The organism is Roseateles chitinivorans, from assembly GCF_050632145.1.
GTDB classification, from domain to species: domain Bacteria; phylum Pseudomonadota; class Gammaproteobacteria; order Burkholderiales; family Burkholderiaceae_C; genus Roseateles; species Roseateles chitinivorans_B.
In genome coordinates, this window is the sequence record NZ_CP192577.1 from 2,107,788 (window position 1) to 2,123,823 (window position 16,036).

Annotated in this window: 7 protein-coding genes, 2 tRNA genes, 3 rRNA genes and 3 pseudogenes; 9 read left to right on the forward strand and 6 right to left on the reverse strand. The window is 63.1% G+C overall.

The annotated features are described in order from the left end of the window. Window positions 1-2: 2 nt before the first annotated feature. The 5 genes and pseudogenes from ACQ86G_RS09635 to ACQ86G_RS09655 form a co-directional block, all read right to left on the reverse strand. A complete protein-coding gene (locus tag ACQ86G_RS09635; RefSeq protein WP_431260375.1) occupies window positions 3-1,358 on the reverse strand; it encodes an efflux RND transporter periplasmic adaptor subunit in 1,356 nt (451 codons plus the stop codon). 556 nt (window positions 1,359-1,914) lie between these two features. Continuing rightward, window positions 1,915-2,424, reverse strand: a complete 510-nt coding sequence (locus tag ACQ86G_RS09640) for a TlpA family protein disulfide reductase (protein WP_088407718.1) — start codon at window positions 2,422-2,424, stop codon at window positions 1,915-1,917. A 98-nt stretch (window positions 2,425-2,522) separates the two neighbouring features. Further along, entirely contained in the window at window positions 2,523-3,692 is a 1,170-nt protein-coding gene (locus ACQ86G_RS09645; protein ID WP_431260376.1) for a hypothetical protein, read from the reverse strand. Between the two features lie 278 nt (window positions 3,693-3,970). Next, window positions 3,971-4,762, reverse strand: coding sequence for an alpha/beta fold hydrolase (locus ACQ86G_RS09650; protein ID WP_431260377.1), 792 nt, complete (start codon window positions 4,760-4,762; stop codon window positions 3,971-3,973). Then, a pseudogene (locus ACQ86G_RS09655) lies at window positions 4,759-6,022 on the reverse strand (CaiB/BaiF CoA transferase family protein). The gene ACQ86G_RS09650 and the pseudogene ACQ86G_RS09655 overlap by 4 nt, the downstream one beginning before the upstream one ends. 70 nt (window positions 6,023-6,092) lie before the next feature. Here ACQ86G_RS09655 and ACQ86G_RS09660 point away from each other — a divergent pair. From ACQ86G_RS09660 to ACQ86G_RS09670, 3 genes and pseudogenes are all read left to right on the forward strand, one after another. Next, complete coding sequence (locus ACQ86G_RS09660; protein WP_431260378.1) at window positions 6,093-6,578, forward strand: hypothetical protein; 486 nt, start codon at window positions 6,093-6,095, stop codon at window positions 6,576-6,578. A 101-nt stretch (window positions 6,579-6,679) separates the two neighbouring features. Beyond that, window positions 6,680-7,105: a PTS sugar transporter subunit IIA gene (locus ACQ86G_RS09665; RefSeq protein ID WP_331616360.1), complete on the forward strand. Its 426-nt coding sequence runs from the start codon at window positions 6,680-6,682 to the stop codon at window positions 7,103-7,105. After that, a pseudogene (locus ACQ86G_RS09670) lies at window positions 7,102-7,370 on the forward strand (HPr family phosphocarrier protein). The gene ACQ86G_RS09665 and the pseudogene ACQ86G_RS09670 overlap by 4 nt, the downstream one beginning before the upstream one ends. A gap of 30 nt (window positions 7,371-7,400) precedes the next feature. Here ACQ86G_RS09670 and ACQ86G_RS09675 read toward each other — a convergent pair. After that, a complete protein-coding gene (locus ACQ86G_RS09675) occupies window positions 7,401-8,246 on the reverse strand; it encodes a GNAT family N-acetyltransferase (RefSeq protein WP_431260379.1) in 846 nt (281 codons plus the stop codon). A 130-nt stretch (window positions 8,247-8,376) separates the two neighbouring features. On the opposite strand from ACQ86G_RS09675, the pseudogene ptsP reads away from it, so the two are divergent. From ptsP to rrf, 6 genes and pseudogenes are all read left to right on the forward strand, one after another. Beyond that, window positions 8,377-10,154, forward strand: a pseudogene (gene ptsP, locus ACQ86G_RS09680) (phosphoenolpyruvate--protein phosphotransferase). Window positions 10,155-10,653: 499 nt separating this feature from the next. Continuing rightward, a 16S ribosomal RNA gene (locus ACQ86G_RS09685) occupies window positions 10,654-12,182 on the forward strand. Window positions 12,183-12,361: 179 nt separating this feature from the next. After that, window positions 12,362-12,438, forward strand: a tRNA-Ile gene (locus ACQ86G_RS09690). Window positions 12,439-12,457: 19 nt separating this feature from the next. Then, a tRNA-Ala gene (locus tag ACQ86G_RS09695) sits at window positions 12,458-12,533 on the forward strand. Window positions 12,534-12,833: 300 nt separating this feature from the next. Continuing rightward, window positions 12,834-15,713 (forward strand): 23S ribosomal RNA (locus tag ACQ86G_RS09700). Window positions 15,714-15,882: 169 nt separating this feature from the next. Then, window positions 15,883-15,995 (forward strand): 5S ribosomal RNA (rrf, locus tag ACQ86G_RS09705). The 16S, 23S and 5S rRNA genes sit together here with 2 tRNA genes alongside, the layout of an rRNA operon. Window positions 15,996-16,036: the final 41 nt, after the last annotated feature.

Genomic DNA, 16,036 nt, shown 5'->3' on the forward strand with positions numbered 1-16,036 from the left:
GATCAGTTGCCGCCGCCGGAGGCCGCCTGCCGCTTGGCGCGTTCGGCGCGGCGTTCGGCGATCCAGGCCTCCCGCTCGGCGGGACTCATCTTCATGACCTTCTCTTGGACGTCGGGCGGCAGACGGTCCAGCCAGGCCGGACGTTCGCCGCCGGCTTGCGCGGCATCGTTGCGCGCTTCCGCGGACGGTGCGCGCAGCGCGGCGTCGGCCGGATTGCCGGAGCCGCTCGCAGCGCCTTGCGCCGCCGATGCCCGGCGGCCTTCGCCCCAGGCGCCGGAGGCGGCACCGCCCGGCGCGCTGGCGCCACGACCGCGACGGGGCGCGGCATTGGCGCCTGCGCGCTGCTTCGGATCGGCGGCGATGACCTCGACCTTCGCGCCTTCGCGCAGCCGGTCGACACCGTCGATGACGACGCGCTCGCCCGGTTCGATCTTGCCGTCCACGGCCATCCAGTCGCCATCGACCGCGCCGGTCTGCACGACGCGCGTGGAGACGGCGTTGTCCGCGCCGACGACGTAGACGTAGAAGCCCTGCGAGCCGCGCAGCACCGCCGCGGCCGGCACCGCCAGGCGGTTCTGCTCGGTCGCGAGCTGCAGCTTCACGCTGACCGACTGGTTGGGATAGAGCGCGTCGTCGTCGTTCGGGAACAGCGCCTTCAGCTTGATCGTGTCGGTGGCGATGTCGATGGCGTTGTCGGCGGTCGCGAGCTTGCCGGTGGCCAGACGCGTCTTGCCGTCGCGGCTCCAGGCTTCGACCGCCATCGCGGTCTTGCCCTTCAGCCCCGCGCTCACCTGCGGCAGCAGCGCCGAGGGCACCGCGAAGGTCAGCGCGATCGGGCGCGTCTGCGTGATGCTGACGATGCCGTTGGTGTCGCCGGTCTGCACGACGTTGCCGATGTCCGCCTGTTTCAGGCCGACGCGACCCGAGATCGGCGCCTGCACCCGGCTGTAGGTGACCTGCAGCCGCGCGCTGTCGACGGCGGCCTGGTCGGCCTTGACCGTGCCGGTGAGCTGGTTGACGGTGGCCTGCTGCGTGTCGACCTGCTGACGCGCGATCGCATCCTTGGCGAGCAGGTCCTGGTAGCGCGTCAGGTCGATGCGGGCGTTGTCCAGCGTGGCCTTGTCGCGGGCGAGCTGGCCCTCGGCCTGGCCGAGCGCGGCCTGGAAGGCGCGCGGGTCGATCTGCGCCAGCGTCTGGCCAGCCTTGACCTGCTGACCTTCGGTGAAGTGGATCTGCTGCAGCACGCCGCTGACCTGCGCCCGCACGACGGCGGTGTTGGAGGCAGTGATCGTGCCGATCGCGGCCGCGGTGTGGCGGATGTCCTGCAGCCGCGCGGGCATCACCGACACCGGCTGCACGCGGTTGGCGGCGAAGCGGCCGCCGCGACCGCCGCCGCCGGCTCCAGGTCCGCCTTGGCCGCCTGGACCGCCGGCACCTGCCGGGCCGCTCGCCGCCGAGGCGGACCGCCCGCCGCGCCGTCAGCGCCGCGGCCCTTCCACCACCACCAGCCGCCGGCCGCGATGGCCAGCACGACGACGCCGAGGATCCAGGGCGTCGCCCGGCCTCGTTGTCGATCGAGCTTCGAAGCGTGGGAGAGGGGGCGATGACAGTCCCCGGCGCGCCGGGCAGGTTCTTGTTCGTGTTCATTCGGGCGGGCGATGCTTGCTATGTCGCTACCCTAGTATCTGGCGACAGCAGCCTGGTGTACCCGAGGAAAAGAATCGCAAAGCGTCCGGGCTAACCCGCGTAGCCAAGGGGTCTGCGAGGCTTCTGCAAGGGGTCTGCGAGGCTTCTGCGAGGGGTCTGCGGGGCGTTCGCGAGTGGTCCGCGCGAGGGCTCGGCGCCGGGTCGAGGGACGACCTCGCCATGAAAAATGCCGCTCGAAAGCGGCATCGTCCGGGGGCAAGGGCGGGCTCAGCTTTCGGCGAGCAGCTTCTCGATGGTGCCGTGCAGCGCCGCGAAGTCGGGCTCGCCGACGAAGCGCTTGACGATCTCGCCACGCTTGTTGATCAGGAAGGTCGTCGGCGTGAGCTGCACCTTGCCGAAGCTGCGCGCGATCTCGCCGGTGCTGTCCATCGCGACGCCGAAGGGCAGGTTGCGGGTCTCGGCGTAGTTGGCGACGTAGGCCGGCGGGTCGTAGCTCATGGCCACGGCCAACGTGTCGAAACCCTTGTCCTTGTACTTCTGGTGCGTCGCGATCACCTGCGGCATTTCCTTGACGCAGGTGGTGCAGGAGGTCGCCCAGAAGTTGACCAGCATCACCTTGCCCGGCCACGCCTGCACGGAGGCGTGCTTCGAGCCGTCAAGCAGCACGTAGTTCACCTGCGGGGCAGGTTCGGGCTTCAAGCCCTCATAGGCGAGGCCGGCGCCGATACCGACGGCGGCGACCAGCAGCAGGAGTCCGGACCAGCGAGGCAGTTTCATGGGGCCGGAGTGTATGCCCGGGGCCGTTCGCCCATCACTTTGGTGGGGCTTAAGTCAGGAGCCTGTCAGGGCCCCGTCCGGGTCGGGCTTGAGGCGCGTCAGAGCGCCTTGGACAGCTCGAACAGCAGCACCGACGGCAGCGCGTCCTGCAGGTTCTGGCGCGAGATCCGCGCCATGTGCTCCGCGGTGGCCGTGGACAGCTGCGTCTGCTGCTCGCCGTCCAGCACCTCGATGAAACTGAAGCTGGGCACCTCGCCGGTGATGTCGACGCGCAGCCGGTCGAAGTCGGCGTCGCGCATCGACTGCTCGAACGCGATGCCGTGCGGCAGCCCTTCCTCGCAGAACTGCAACGCCTCGTCCATCGAGCTGACCGCGTCGATGATCAGGCCCATGTGGCGCACGGCGTTCTGGATCTCCTGACGCACTTCGCGGCGCGGCGAGACGATCAGCAGGTGGCAGCCCGCCAGCGGCTTCGAGTTGTGCGATGGCGTCGGATCGTCCGGTTCGGGCCGTTCCGGTCGCGCCGGGGGCGGCAGTTCCTGCGGCACCGCGGGCTCGTCGCCGGCCACCTGCGGGAACTCCAGCGTCAGCATCGTGATGCCGGCCTCGTCCTCGCGCAGCGGCAGCACGCCGAGGGTCAACGCGGTCTGCTCGATCAGGCGCCAGTGCAGCGAGTTCAGCGATTCCGGCGGCGCGTTGATCGCCGCCGACGGGGCGCTGCCCAGGTCCAGCGAGCGATGGGCGAAGCGGCACATCAGTCGCGCCTTGGCGGGCCACGGGGTCAGGTCCAGGCGCATCTCCAGCGACGAATGCGTGCTGGCCAGCGCCCAGTCCATCACGGCGTTCAACAGCGAGAACAGCAGCGACGCGTCGGTGATCACCTCGATCGGCTGCAGCAGCTGCCGGATCTGGATGCCGCGTGCCTGCGTCTCCCGGCTGCGTTGCGTCAGCACGCCGCGCAGCACCTGCGTCAGCGGGACGCGCTCGCGCGACAGCCGCAACCGTCCCGATGCCAGTCGTGCCAGTTGCTGACTCACCATGCCCGCCTCGCGCGCCTGCGCCACCGAGTCGCGCAGCGCCCGCAGGCCCTGGCGATCGATCTGGCCGGTGCTGATCAGCGTGTGGATCCGCTCCAGCGCCGCGCTCAGCGGGCCGGCGATCTCGGCGCCGAGCTGCTGGACGATGTCGCCCCATTGCGAATCGCTCGGGGGCTGCGCCATGTCATTGGCCGCCAACGGCGCGGCAATGGAAGGGGGCGGGCGGGACATGCTCTCTCGTTCTTGTAAGCCTCCGGCGGCATGCCGGGGCGGGGAGGCGCCATGGTTCCGCGCGGTCCGGGGGCAAGCCATCCCGTGACTCGGGGGCAATCGCCCCCTGGGTGGATGGCGTGAAATGGCTCACGGTTCTTCGGGAAATCGGGGCGGATTGCAGACGTTCCCGGACTGCAGCGGCCAGGCGTTGGCCGCCAGAGCGCAGGGCCCTGGCGTCGAGCGCCAGAACCCCGCGCTCTGCCGTCCCCGACCAGTGCCGTACTTCAAGGGCCCTGCTACCGAGGACTCCGGCCGGAGCCTTCCGCCTGGCGCTCGGCCTGGCGCTCGGCCAGCATCAGGAGGCGCTCGGTGAGGTCCCGTGGCGCGGAGACCATGACCTGATGACCGGTGGGAATCTCGAAGAGTTCCCAGCCGGGCTGGCTGCGGGCGCGCTCGCGCGCCGCGGCGATCGTGAGGAGCGCGGGACGGTTGCAATCGATGAAGGTGCGCGGGCGCTTGAGCCACGCGGCCTGGTCGAAGTCGAGCGGGCTGTCGTAGACGCCACCGGGCTGCGGGCGCTGGCAGCGCATCATCCAGTCGAAGTCCTCCGGCTTCAGCCCCATGCCGTTCGGCTCGGTCACCGGCAGATGGCCGAACTTCGAGATCGACTCGCGGCGCTGGACCTGCGTCTCCGGCGTGTGGCGGCTGGACCAGGATTCGCCCGGCTCCGGCACGACGGCGTCGAGGTAGACCAGCCGCGCGATGCGGTCCGGCATCTGGTCCGCGACGCCGGTGATCACCATGCCGCTGTAGCTGTGGCCGACGAGCAGCACATCGGTCAGTTCCTCGCACTCGATGACCGCTTTCACGTCGTCGATGTGCGTCTGCAGACGGATATCCCCGTGCGGTTGATGAGCGCGTTCGCCGACGCCGCTCAAGGTCACTGGAAACACCTGATGTCCCGCCGCCCGCAGCGGTCCGAGCACGCGTTTCCACGCCCAGGCGCCGAGCCAGGCCCCGTGCACGAGCACGATGTTCACGCCCTTGCCGGTGGATTCCTGACCTTGCTTCTCATCCTGGCTGCTCATGCAATGACCCCTTCCTCGCGCCATGCGGCGATTGCGTCAGGGCCGTGTCCGAGTTCCGCAAGAACCTCGTCCGTGTGCTGCCCCATGAGCGGCGGGGGCAATCGGTAGGCCACGGGCGTTTCCGACAACTTCATCGGACTGGCGACCACCCGCAACGCATCGCTCTGCGGATGCGCCATCGACACCACCATCCCGCGGTGCTGGACCTGCGCGTCGTCGAAGACTTCGGAGAGGTCGTTGATCGCGCCGCCCGGCACCTTGGCGGCTTCCATCGCATCCAGCCAGTGTTGCCTGGGTCTTTCCGCGACGCGCGCGGCCAGCAGCGGGACCAGGTCGTCGCGATGCCGGACCCGCTGCGAGTTGGTCGCGTAGCGCGGATCGCGCGGGAGGTCCGGCAGGCCCAGGAGCTCGCAGAACTTGACGAACTGGCCGTCGTTGCCGACCGCAACGATCAGATGGCCGTCGCTGGCCTGGAAGACCTGGTACGGCACGATGTTCTGGTGTGCGTTGCCCATGCGGCGCGGCGCGTTGCCGGTCGTCAGGTAGTTGGCACCGAGGTTGGCCAGCATCGCGACCTGCGTGTCCAGCAAGGCCATGTCGACGACCTGGCCCTGGCCGGTCGCGTCCCGGTGACGCAGCGCGGCGAGGATCGCGACCGTCGCGTACATGCCGGTGAAGAGGTCCGCCACCGCCACGCCTACCTTCTGCGGCCCGCCGCCGGGCAGTGCGTCGGCTTCGCCGGTGACGCTCATCAGGCCACCCAGGCCCTGGACCGCGTAGTCGTAGCCGGCGCGATCCCGGTAGGGTCCGGTCTGGCCGAAGCCGGTCACCGAGCAGAACACCAGCCGGGGATTGATCTCTCGGAGCGCCGCAGCGTCCAGTCCATAGCGGGTCAGGTCGCCGACCTTGTAGTTCTCGACCAGCACGTCCGCGCGCCGCGCCAGTTCCCGGATCAAGTCCTGACCCCTCGGACTGGCGATGTCGATCGCGACCGACCGCTTGTTGCGGTTCGCGCCGAGGTAGTAGGCCGCCTCGGCGGTGTCCTGACCGGCCCGGTCCTTCAGATAGGGAGGTCCCCATCCGCGCGTGTCGTCCCCCCGGGGTGACCGCCCTTCGGGGGCGCTCGACCTTGATCACATCGGCGCCGAGATCGGCCAGCGTCTGCGTGCACCAGGGCCCGGCCAGCACGCGGGAAAGATCCAGCACGCGCACGCCCGTCAGGGCCATGGCGGAGGGCGTGGGGGAGTTCGCTTCGCTCATCGGACCATTGTGGCCCCTTCATAATCGTTCGATGCGTCGCTCGGTCAGACTTGTTCCTCTCCTTGCGCTGGTGCTTGCACTGGCCACCGGCTGCAGCCCGGCGCTGAACTGGCGCAAGGTGAATCCGGAAGGGGCTCAGGCGCAGTTGATGTTCCCCTGCAAGCCTGATCGCGAGGAGCGCACGCAGCCCGGTCCGTCCGGACAGGAGGTGGCCGTGCGTTCGATGAGCTGCAAGGCCCGGGGCGTCCAGTTCTCATTGACCTGGACCGACCTCGGCGATGCCGGGGCGACGTCGGCCGCGATGCGACGCATGCATGAGGGGGTTGCCCGCCAGATGGCCGCGCAGGCGTCCGCGCCGTTGGGTGTGCGCGGCATGGCGACCGACCCGGAAGCGTTCCAGCAGTCCTTCGAGGCCCGTTCCGGTCAGCCACGCCAGCAGGTCCGGCAGGCGGTGTTCTCCCGCGGCGGCCGGCTGTATCAATTGTTGATGCAGGGTGAACGCCTGGATCCGGAGGCCTGGGACGTGTTCCTCGGCTCGGTGGAGCTCCCTCAATAAGTAAGGGCGCGCGGCGCGGGAGAGGCGGGGCATCCTCCCCACGATTGAGGGTTTGTGCGAGCGGCGCCCGCACCATGCTGCGCCGCACGATAATGATGACCATGTCCGGCCTGCTGTTGATCGCTCACGCCCCGCTGGCCACCGCGCTGAAGCAGGTGGCCGAGCACACGTTCCCGCATTGCTCGCTGCAGTTGAGGGTGCTGGACGTGACACCGGAAATGAGCGCCGACGACGTCGAGTCGCAGGCGCGCGCGTTGATCAACGCCTCCGGACACCAGCAGACCCTGGTGCTGACCGACGTCTACGGGGCGACACCGACGAATGCCGCGCTGCGCCTGCAGGGCGAGCAGGTGAAGGTGCTGACCGGCGTCAACGTGCCGATGCTGTGGCGCTCGCTGTGCTATGCCGGTGAAGGGCTGGATGCGCTGGTCCAGCGCGCCAGCCAGGGCGGTACCCAGGGCATCCTGTGCGACGCGACGGCGCCCTGCGCCTCCAACAACTCCTCGTCCCAACCTTCCTGCTCATGATCAAGTCGACCCTCACCATCAGCAACAAGCTGGGCCTGCATGCCCGGGCATCGGCGAAGTTGACGAAGTTGGCGGGGGGTTCAAGGCGGAGGTCTTCATGACCCGCAACGGCCGCCGCGTGAATGCCAAGAGCATCATGGGCGTCATGATGCTGGCCGCGGGCATCGGCGCGGAAGTCGAGCTCGAGACCTCCGGCGAGGACGAGCAACCCGCGCACGACGCGATCACGGCGCTGGTCAACGACAAGTTCGGCGAAGGCCAGTAATCAATAGGCGGGGCGCTTCGCCGCGGGCTGTCAACCGCCCAGGAAGTGCTTCCGGTACCGCGCCGGCAGATCCGCGATGCGCATGATCATCGGCAGGTCGGCCGTGTTGAAGTCCGGATCCCAGGCCGGACGGCCGAGGATGCGCGCGCCGACCCGCAGGTAGCCCTTGATCAGCGGCGGCGGTTCGACCACCAGGTCCTGGCGCAACTCGTCGACCGGCAGCGGCAGGCGCGGGCGCACCTGCCACGCGATGTCGGCCATGTGGCTGGCATCCAGCTGGCGCCACAGGCTGGCGGCGTAGTGCCCGCCGTCGCGCATGCTGATGCTGGCGCAGCCGATCATCGTGTCCAGGTCGTTGCGGACCATGAATTCGGTGAGGGCACCCCACAGCGCCATGATCGCGCCGCCGGTGCGGTGGTCCGGGTGCACGCAGGAGCGGCCCAGCTCGACCATGCGCGGACGCAGCGAGCGCAGGCGGGTCAGGTCGAATTCGGTCTCGCTGTACAGGCCGCCGGCGCGGCGTGCCGCCTCTGGCGTCAGCACGCGGTAGGTGCCGATGACCTCGCCGGGCTGTCCGTGCTTGTCGAGCGTGCGCACCAGCAGGTGCTCGCAGAAGGGGTCGAAGAGGTCGATGTCGTGCCCGGCGGGGGCGCCGGCCGGCACGCTCAGGCGGGCGCCCATCTCGTCGACGAAGACCCTGTACCTCAGGCGCTGGGCCTGGCGGACTTCGCCTTCCGTGCGCGCCCAACCCACGTGGAAGCGAGCGCGCGCAGCATCGACAACGGCATCTTGCGAGCTGGCTGGAAGTGACCTCCGAGGCGCTTCGGCAGGGCGCAGATCGGAGAAGGGCAGGGTAGGCAGCGGCAGATCCCTCATGGCAAAGCCTCGCTGAAGTGATGGCCGCGATGCTGAGCGGACGGGGTGACGCGTCGGTGACCCTCAAGTGAACGAACCGTGACAGTCGCGTGGCCGTCACGGGCTTTTCCCCCACTGCTAAAGTCGGCGCATGAGCTTTCAGGTCTTCGGCATTCCCGTTTCTCGCGGCGTGGCGATCGGCCGCGCGGTGCTGGTCGCTTCCAGCCGCGTCGACGTCGCGCATTACTTCATCGCCGCCGCCGACGCGGAGCAGGAGTACGCCCGCCTGGTGAGGGGCCGCGACGTGGTCACCCGCGAATTGCAGGGCCTGAAGGCGGAACTGCCCGACGACGCGCCGCACGAGCTTGACGCGCTCCTGGATGTCCACCTGCTGTTGCTGAATGACGAGGCCCTCGTCGATACGGCACGCGACTGGATCGTCGACCGTCACTACAACGCCGAATGGGCGCTGTCGGCGCAGCTCGAAGTCCTGGCGCGCCAGTTCGACGAAATGGAAGACGACTACCTGCGCGAGCGCAAGGCGGATCTGGAGCAGGTCGTCGAGCGCATCCTGGCCGCACTCGCGGCGGAACTGGACGACGCGCCCCCGGAGGGCCGGCCGCAGTGGTGGCCCGGGACTTCGCCGGGGAGGATCCGTTGCTGCTCGTGGCTGCGGACATCGCGCCCGCGGACATGATCCAGTTCAAGCGCAGCGTCTTCCAGGGGTTCATCACCGACATCGGGGGAAAGACCTCGCACACCGCCATCGTGGCGCGCAGCATGGCCATTCCCGCCGTGGTGGGGACGCGTGAAGCGTCGCGACTGATCCGCCAGGACGATTGGGTGATCATCGATGGCGATGCCGGTACGGTGATCGTCAACCCGTCGCCGATCGTGCTGGAGGAATACCGCTTCCGGCAGCGGCAGTCGGAACTCGAGAACGCACGACTTGCCCGCCTGCGGCATACGCCGGCGATCACGATGGACGGCCAGCGCATCGAATTGCACGCCAACATCGAGCTGCCCGGGGACACCGTGGCGGCCCTGGCGTCCGGTGCGACCGGCGTCGGTCTGTTCCGCAGCGAATTCCTGTTCATGAATCGCGATGGGGACCTGCCCAGCGAGGAGGAGCAGTTCGCCGCCTATAAGAGCGCGGTCGAAGCCATGGCCGGTCTTCCGGTGACGATCCGCACGGTGGACATCGGTGCCGACAAACCGCTGGACCGGATGTCCGTCAATGAGCTCCGGCACGAACATGTGCTCAACCCGGCCATGGGCCTCCGGGCGATCCGGTGGAGCCTGGCGGAACCGAGCATGTTCCGGCAGCAGCTGCGAGCCATCTACCGCGCGAGCGCTTTCGGAAAAGTGAAGCTGCTGATTCCGATGGTCGCCCATCTGGCGGAGATCCGTCAGGTCCAGGAGGCCGCCAGGCGCGTGAAGGCGCAGCTTGACGAGGTGGGCCAGGCCTATGGCGAGGTCGACCTCGGGGTGATGGTCGAAGTGCCGGCGGCGGCGATCATGCTGCCCCAGCTGCTCAAGCACGTGGACTTCGTGTCGATCGGAACGAACGACCTCATTCAGTACACGCTGGCCATCGACCGCGCCGACGAGGCGGTTGCCCATCTCTATGACCCGTGGCATCCCGCGGTTCTGCATCTGCTCGCAAACGCCATCGGACAGGCTCGGGCTGCAGGGAAAGATGTCAGCGTCTGTGGCGAGATGGCGGGTGATGCCGCCTTCACCGATCTGCTATTGAGTATGGGGCTCACCAGCTTCTCGATGCATCCGTCGCAGATCCCGTCGGTCAAGCAGCGCATCCTCCGGGCCGACGTGCCTCGACTGGCCGCTGGACTGCCTCGCATCCTGGAGAGCGATGAGCCGGCCAAGGCGGCGCTGGAAGTGCTGGCGCCGCAATCCAGACTGCATTGAGCCGCAGCCTCGCCGCCGGGACGGCGGCGGTCGGACACCGCACGTTCAATGAAAGCCGTATGACGGGAGTTGCGCGACTGAAAAAACTCGTGCTAGACTAGCGGTCTTCGCTGTTCACGACATTGTTTTGAACGGCGGCCTCGGAGGGTATGCCGAGGTGCCGAGTGAATAACCAGCAAAAGCCGGTTTTCATTTGGCGGCGAGATTCTCGCAGTCGACGATGAAAATAATTTCTCTGACTGCTTGACGGATTCGAAAGAAATCGTTCATAATCTCGCTTCTGCGCTGCTGACGACAAGTTAGCGACGCGACGAAGAAAGCGGCGGAAGGCTGAGGCCTGAAGCGAAAGCTGCTTCGATGTTCTTTAAGAATTTACAGCCGATAAGCGTGGGCGTCTGGACGAGCGACCTGAGAAGGTTAAATCGCTAGATGCTCACGGAAGAAAGAATGAAGCTATGAAAGTAGTCTTTGTTCGATTCCGTTGAGTTTATTCAAGATCGAACTGTAGAGTTTGATCCTGGCTCAGATTGAACGCTGGCGGCATGCCTTACACATGCAAGTCGAACGGTAACGCGGGGCAACCTGGCGACGAGTGGCGAACGGGTGAGTAATATATCGGAACGTGCCCAGTTGTGGGGGATAACTGCTCGAAAGAGCAGCTAATACCGCATACGACCTGAGGGTGAAAGCGGGGGATCGCAAGACCTCGCGCAATTGGAGCGGCCGATATCAGATTAGGTAGTTGGTGGGGTAAAGGCCTACCAAGCCGACGATCTGTAGCTGGTCTGAGAGGACGACCAGCCACACTGGGACTGAGACACGGCCCAGACTCCTACGGGAGGCAGCAGTGGGGAATTTTGGACAATGGGGGCAACCCTGATCCAGCCATGCCGCGTGCGGGAAGAAGGCCTTCGGGTTGTAAACCGCTTTTGTCAGGGAAGAAAAGACTCCTACTAATACTGGGGGTTCATGACGGTACCTGAAGAATAAGCACCGGCTAACTACGTGCCAGCAGCCGCGGTAATACGTAGGGTGCAAGCGTTAATCGGAATTACTGGGCGTAAAGCGTGCGCAGGCGGTTATGCAAGACAGATGTGAAATCCCCGGGCTCAACCTGGGAACTGCATTTGTGACTGCATGGCTAGAGTACGGTAGAGGGGGATGGAATTCCGCGTGTAGCAGTGAAATGCGTAGATATGCGGAGGAACACCGATGGCGAAGGCAATCCCCTGGACCTGTACTGACGCTCATGCACGAAAGCGTGGGGAGCAAACAGGATTAGATACCCTGGTAGTCCACGCCCTAAACGATGTCAACTGGTTGTTGGGAGGGTTTCTTCTCAGTAACGTAGCTAACGCGTGAAGTTGACCGCCTGGGGAGTACGGCCGCAAGGTTGAAACTCAAAGGAATTGACGGGGACCCGCACAAGCGGTGGATGATGTGGTTTAATTCGATGCAACGCGAAAAACCTTACCTACCCTTGACATGCCAGGAATCCTGCAGAGATGTGGGAGTGCTCGAAAGAGAACCTGGACACAGGTGCTGCATGGCCGTCGTCAGCTCGTGTCGTGAGATGTTGGGTTAAGTCCCGCAACGAGCGCAACCCTTGTCATTAGTTGCTACGAAAGGGCACTCTAATGAGACTGCCGGTGACAAACCGGAGGAAGGTGGGGATGACGTCAGGTCATCATGGCCCTTATGGGTAGGGCTACACACGTCATACAATGGCCGGGACAGAGGGCTGCCAACCCGCGAGGGGGAGCTAATCCCAGAAACCCGGTCGTAGTCCGGATCGCAGTCTGCAACTCGACTGCGTGAAGTCGGAATCGCTAGTAATCGCGGATCAGCTTGCCGCGGTGAATACGTTCCCGGGTCTTGTACACACCGCCCGTCACACCATGGGAGCGGGTTCTGCCAGAAGTAGTTAGCCTAACCGCAAGGAGGGCGATTACCACGGCAGGGTTCGTGACTGGGGTGAAGTCGTAACAAGGTAGCCGTATCGGAAGGTGCGGCTGGATCACCTCCTTTCTAGAGATGACAAGACCGTTGTCTGGCTTAGGTCAGAGAATTGAGTCGAGTCCACATAAGCGAGTTCAGCGCGCCCACACTTATCGGCTGTAGACACACAACAGTGAGTGAGAAAACGCGTGAGCCTGGTGAGCTGGCCTTGCCGGTTGGCGCGATACAGGAGCACGCAAGAAACGCGTGGGTCTGTAGCTCAGTCGGTTAGAGCACCGTCTTGATAAGGCGGGGGTCGCTGGTTCGAATCCAGCCAGACCCACCACGGGGATCGTCAAGATCTTGGGGGATTAGCTCAGCTGGGAGAGCACCTGCTTTGCAAGCAGGGGGTCGTCGGTTCGATCCCGTCATCCTCCACCAATCACTTCACATGGGTGGCAAACCACAGCGTCCAAATGGGCACTGTGGTTTGCCAGTCTCGACTTTTAGTCGGCTGTTGTTCTTTAACAATTCGTAGAGTCGAATCAGCGTTGCTGGCGGAAAGCTTAGCGCTTCGTAAAGGGGCGCGGCACCGTGCCGCCAGCGACATTTGATTGCGTCAACAAACTTCAACTCTGAAAAGAGTAGAAATTGAAGAACGGCGAACGCGTGATACTCAAATAAATGCTCAAGTTGTTGAGCATCTGTCCTTGACGACATCTGCGGATGTCAAAGTTATAGGGTCAAGTGACTAAGTGCATGTGGTGGATGCCTTGGCGATTACAGGCGACGAAGGACGTGATAGCCTGCGATAAGCTTCGGGGAGCTGGCAAATAAGCTTTGATCCGGAGATTTCCGAATGGGGAAACCCACCTCGATTAGAGGTATCGCATACTGAATACATAGGTATGCGAGGCGAACCGGGTGAACTGAAACATCTCAGTAGCTCGAGGAAAAGACATCAACCGAGATTCCGAAAGTAGTGGCGAGCGAAATCGGAGTAGCCCTCGTGTTTTAGCAGTTGGCATATCAGAACGGAATGGAAAGTCCGGCCATAGCGGGTGATAGCCCCGTATGAGAAATGTCGATTGTGGAACTAGGCACGAATAGAGTAGGGCGGGACACGTGAAATCCTGTCTGAATATGGGGGGACCATCCTCCAAGGCTAAATACTCGTAATCGACCGATAGTGAACAAGTACCGTGAGGGAAAGGCGAAAAGAACCCCGGGAGGGAGTGAAATAGATCCTGAAACCGCATGCATACAAAAAGTAGGAGCCCGCAAGGGTGACTGCGTACCTTTTGTATAATGGGTCAGCGACTTACATTCAGTGGCGAGGTTAACCGAATAGGGTAGCCGTAGAGAAATCGAGTCCGAATAGGGCGATTCAGTCGCTGGGTGTAGACCCGAAACCAGGTGATCTATCCATGGCCAGGATGAAGGTACCGTAACAGGTGCTGGAGGTCCGAACCGACTAGTGTTGCAAAACTAGCGGATGAGCTGTGGATAGGGGTGAAAGGCTAAACAAACCTGGAGATAGCTGGTTCTCTCCGAAAACTATTTAGGTAGTGCCTCAAGTATTACCTTCGGGGGTAGAGCACTGTTTAGGCTAGGGGGTCATGGCGACTTACCAAACCTATGCAAACTCCGAATACCGAAGAGTACAGCTTGGGAGACAGAGCACCGGGTGCTAACGTCCGGACTCAAGAGGGAAACAACCCAGACCGCCAGCTAAGGTCCCTAAAATTGGCTAAGTGGGAAACGAAGTGGGAAGGCTAAAACAGTCAGGATGTTGGCTTAGAAGCAGCCATCATTTAAAGAAAGCGTAATAGCTCACTGATCGAGTCGTCCTGCGCGGAAGATGTAACGGGGCTAAGCCAGTTACCGAAGCTGCGGATGCACAGTTTACTGTGCGTGGTAGGAGAGCGTTCTGTACGCCTGTGAAGGTGGGTCGTGAGGCCTGCTGGAGGTATCAGAAGTGCGAATGCTGACATGAGTAGCGTTAAAGGGGGTGAAAAGCCCCCTCGCCGAAAGCGCAAGGTTTCCTACGCAACGTTCATCGGCGTAGGGTGAGTCGGCCCCTAAGGCGAGGCAGAGATGCGTAGCTGATGGGAAACAGGTCAATATTCCTGTACCGATCAATAGTGCGATGTGGGGACGGAGAAGGTTAGCTCAGCCGGGTGTTGGATGTCCCGGTTCAAGCCTGTAGTCGTGCCTGGTAGGCAAATCCGCCGGGCTTAGATGAGGGGTGATAACGAGTCTGCTTGCAGACGAAGTGAGTGATACCCTGCTTCCAGGAAAAGCCACTAAGCTTCAGCTATTGACGACCGTACCGCAAACCGACACTGGTGCGCGAGATGAGTATTCTAAGGCGCTTGAGAGAACTCTGGAGAAGGAACTCGGCAAATTGACACCGTAACTTCGGAAGAAGGTGTGCCTTTAGTAGGTGATCCATTTACTTGGTTAGCCCAATGAGGCCGCAGAGAATCGGTGGCTGCAACTGTTTATTAAAAACACAGCACTCTGCAAAGACGAAAGTCGACGTATAGGGTGTGACTCCTGCCCGGTGCTGGAAGATTAAATGATGGGGTGCAAGCTCTTGACTGAAGTCCCAGTAAACGGCGGCCGTAACTATAACGGTCCTAAGGTAGCGAAATTCCTTGTCGGGTAAGTTCCGACCTGCACGAATGGAGTAATGATGGCCACACTGTCTCCTCCAGAGACTCAGCGAAGTTGAAATGTTTGTGATGATGCAATCTCCCCGCGGAAAGACGGAAAGACCCCATGAACCTTTACTGTAGCTTTACATTGGACTTTGAACAGATCTGTGTAGGATAGGTGGGAGGCTTTGAAACCCGGTCGCTAGATCGGGTGGAGCCAACGTTGAAATACCACCCTGGTGTGTTTGAGGTTCTAACCTTGGCCCGTTATCCGGGTTGGGGACAGTGTATGGTGGGCAGTTTGACTGGGGCGGTCTCCTCCCAAAGTGTAACGGAGGAGTTCGAAGGTACGCTAAATACGGTCGGAAATCGTGTTGATAGTGCATTGGCATAAGCGTGCTTGACTGCGAGACTGACAAGTCGAGCAGGTACGAAAGTAGGACAAAGTGATCCGGTGGTTCTGTATGGAAGGGCCATCGCTCAACGGATAAAAGGTACTCTGGGGATAACAGGCTGATACCGCCCAAGAGTTCATATCGACGGCGGTGTTTGGCACCTCGATGTCGGCTCATCTCATCCTGGGGCTGTAGCCGGTCCCAAGGGTATGGCTGTTCGCCATTTAAAGAGGTACGTGAGCTGGGTTTAAAACGTCGTGAGACAGTTTGGTCCCTATCTTCCGTGGGCGCTGCAAGATTGAGAGAGCCTGCTCCTAGTACGAGAGGACCGGAGTGGACGCACCTCTGGTGTATCGGTTGTCACGCCAGTGGCATCGCCGAGTAGCTAAGTGCGGAAGAGATAACCGCTGAAAGCATCTAAGCGGGAAACTCGTCTCAAGATGAGTCTTGCCGGGGCCTAGAGCCCCCTGAAGGGTCGTTCAAGACCAGGACGTTGATAGGCTGGGTGTGGAAGCGCAGTAATGCGTTAAGCTAACCAGTACTAATTGCCCGTGAGGCTTGACCCTATAACTTTGACACTCAAAACGTCAAGGTGAGTGGTCACGCAGATCAACTCCCATCCCGGGATGTCTGATCAAAACCGTTCTTCAATCCCTGAAGACGCAATCAAACCAAAGCTGATTTGACTCTACCGAATTGGGCCTGCTGAGCTCCTCAGCAAGCCAACCAGTCAAGCCTGATGACCATAGCGAGTCGGTCCCACCCCTTCCCATCCCGAACAGGACCGTGAAACGACTCAGCGCCGATGATAGTGCGGATTCCCGTGTGAAAGTAGGTCATCGTCAGGCTAATATCCGGAGACGCCCGGTCGAATGACCGGGCGTTCCTT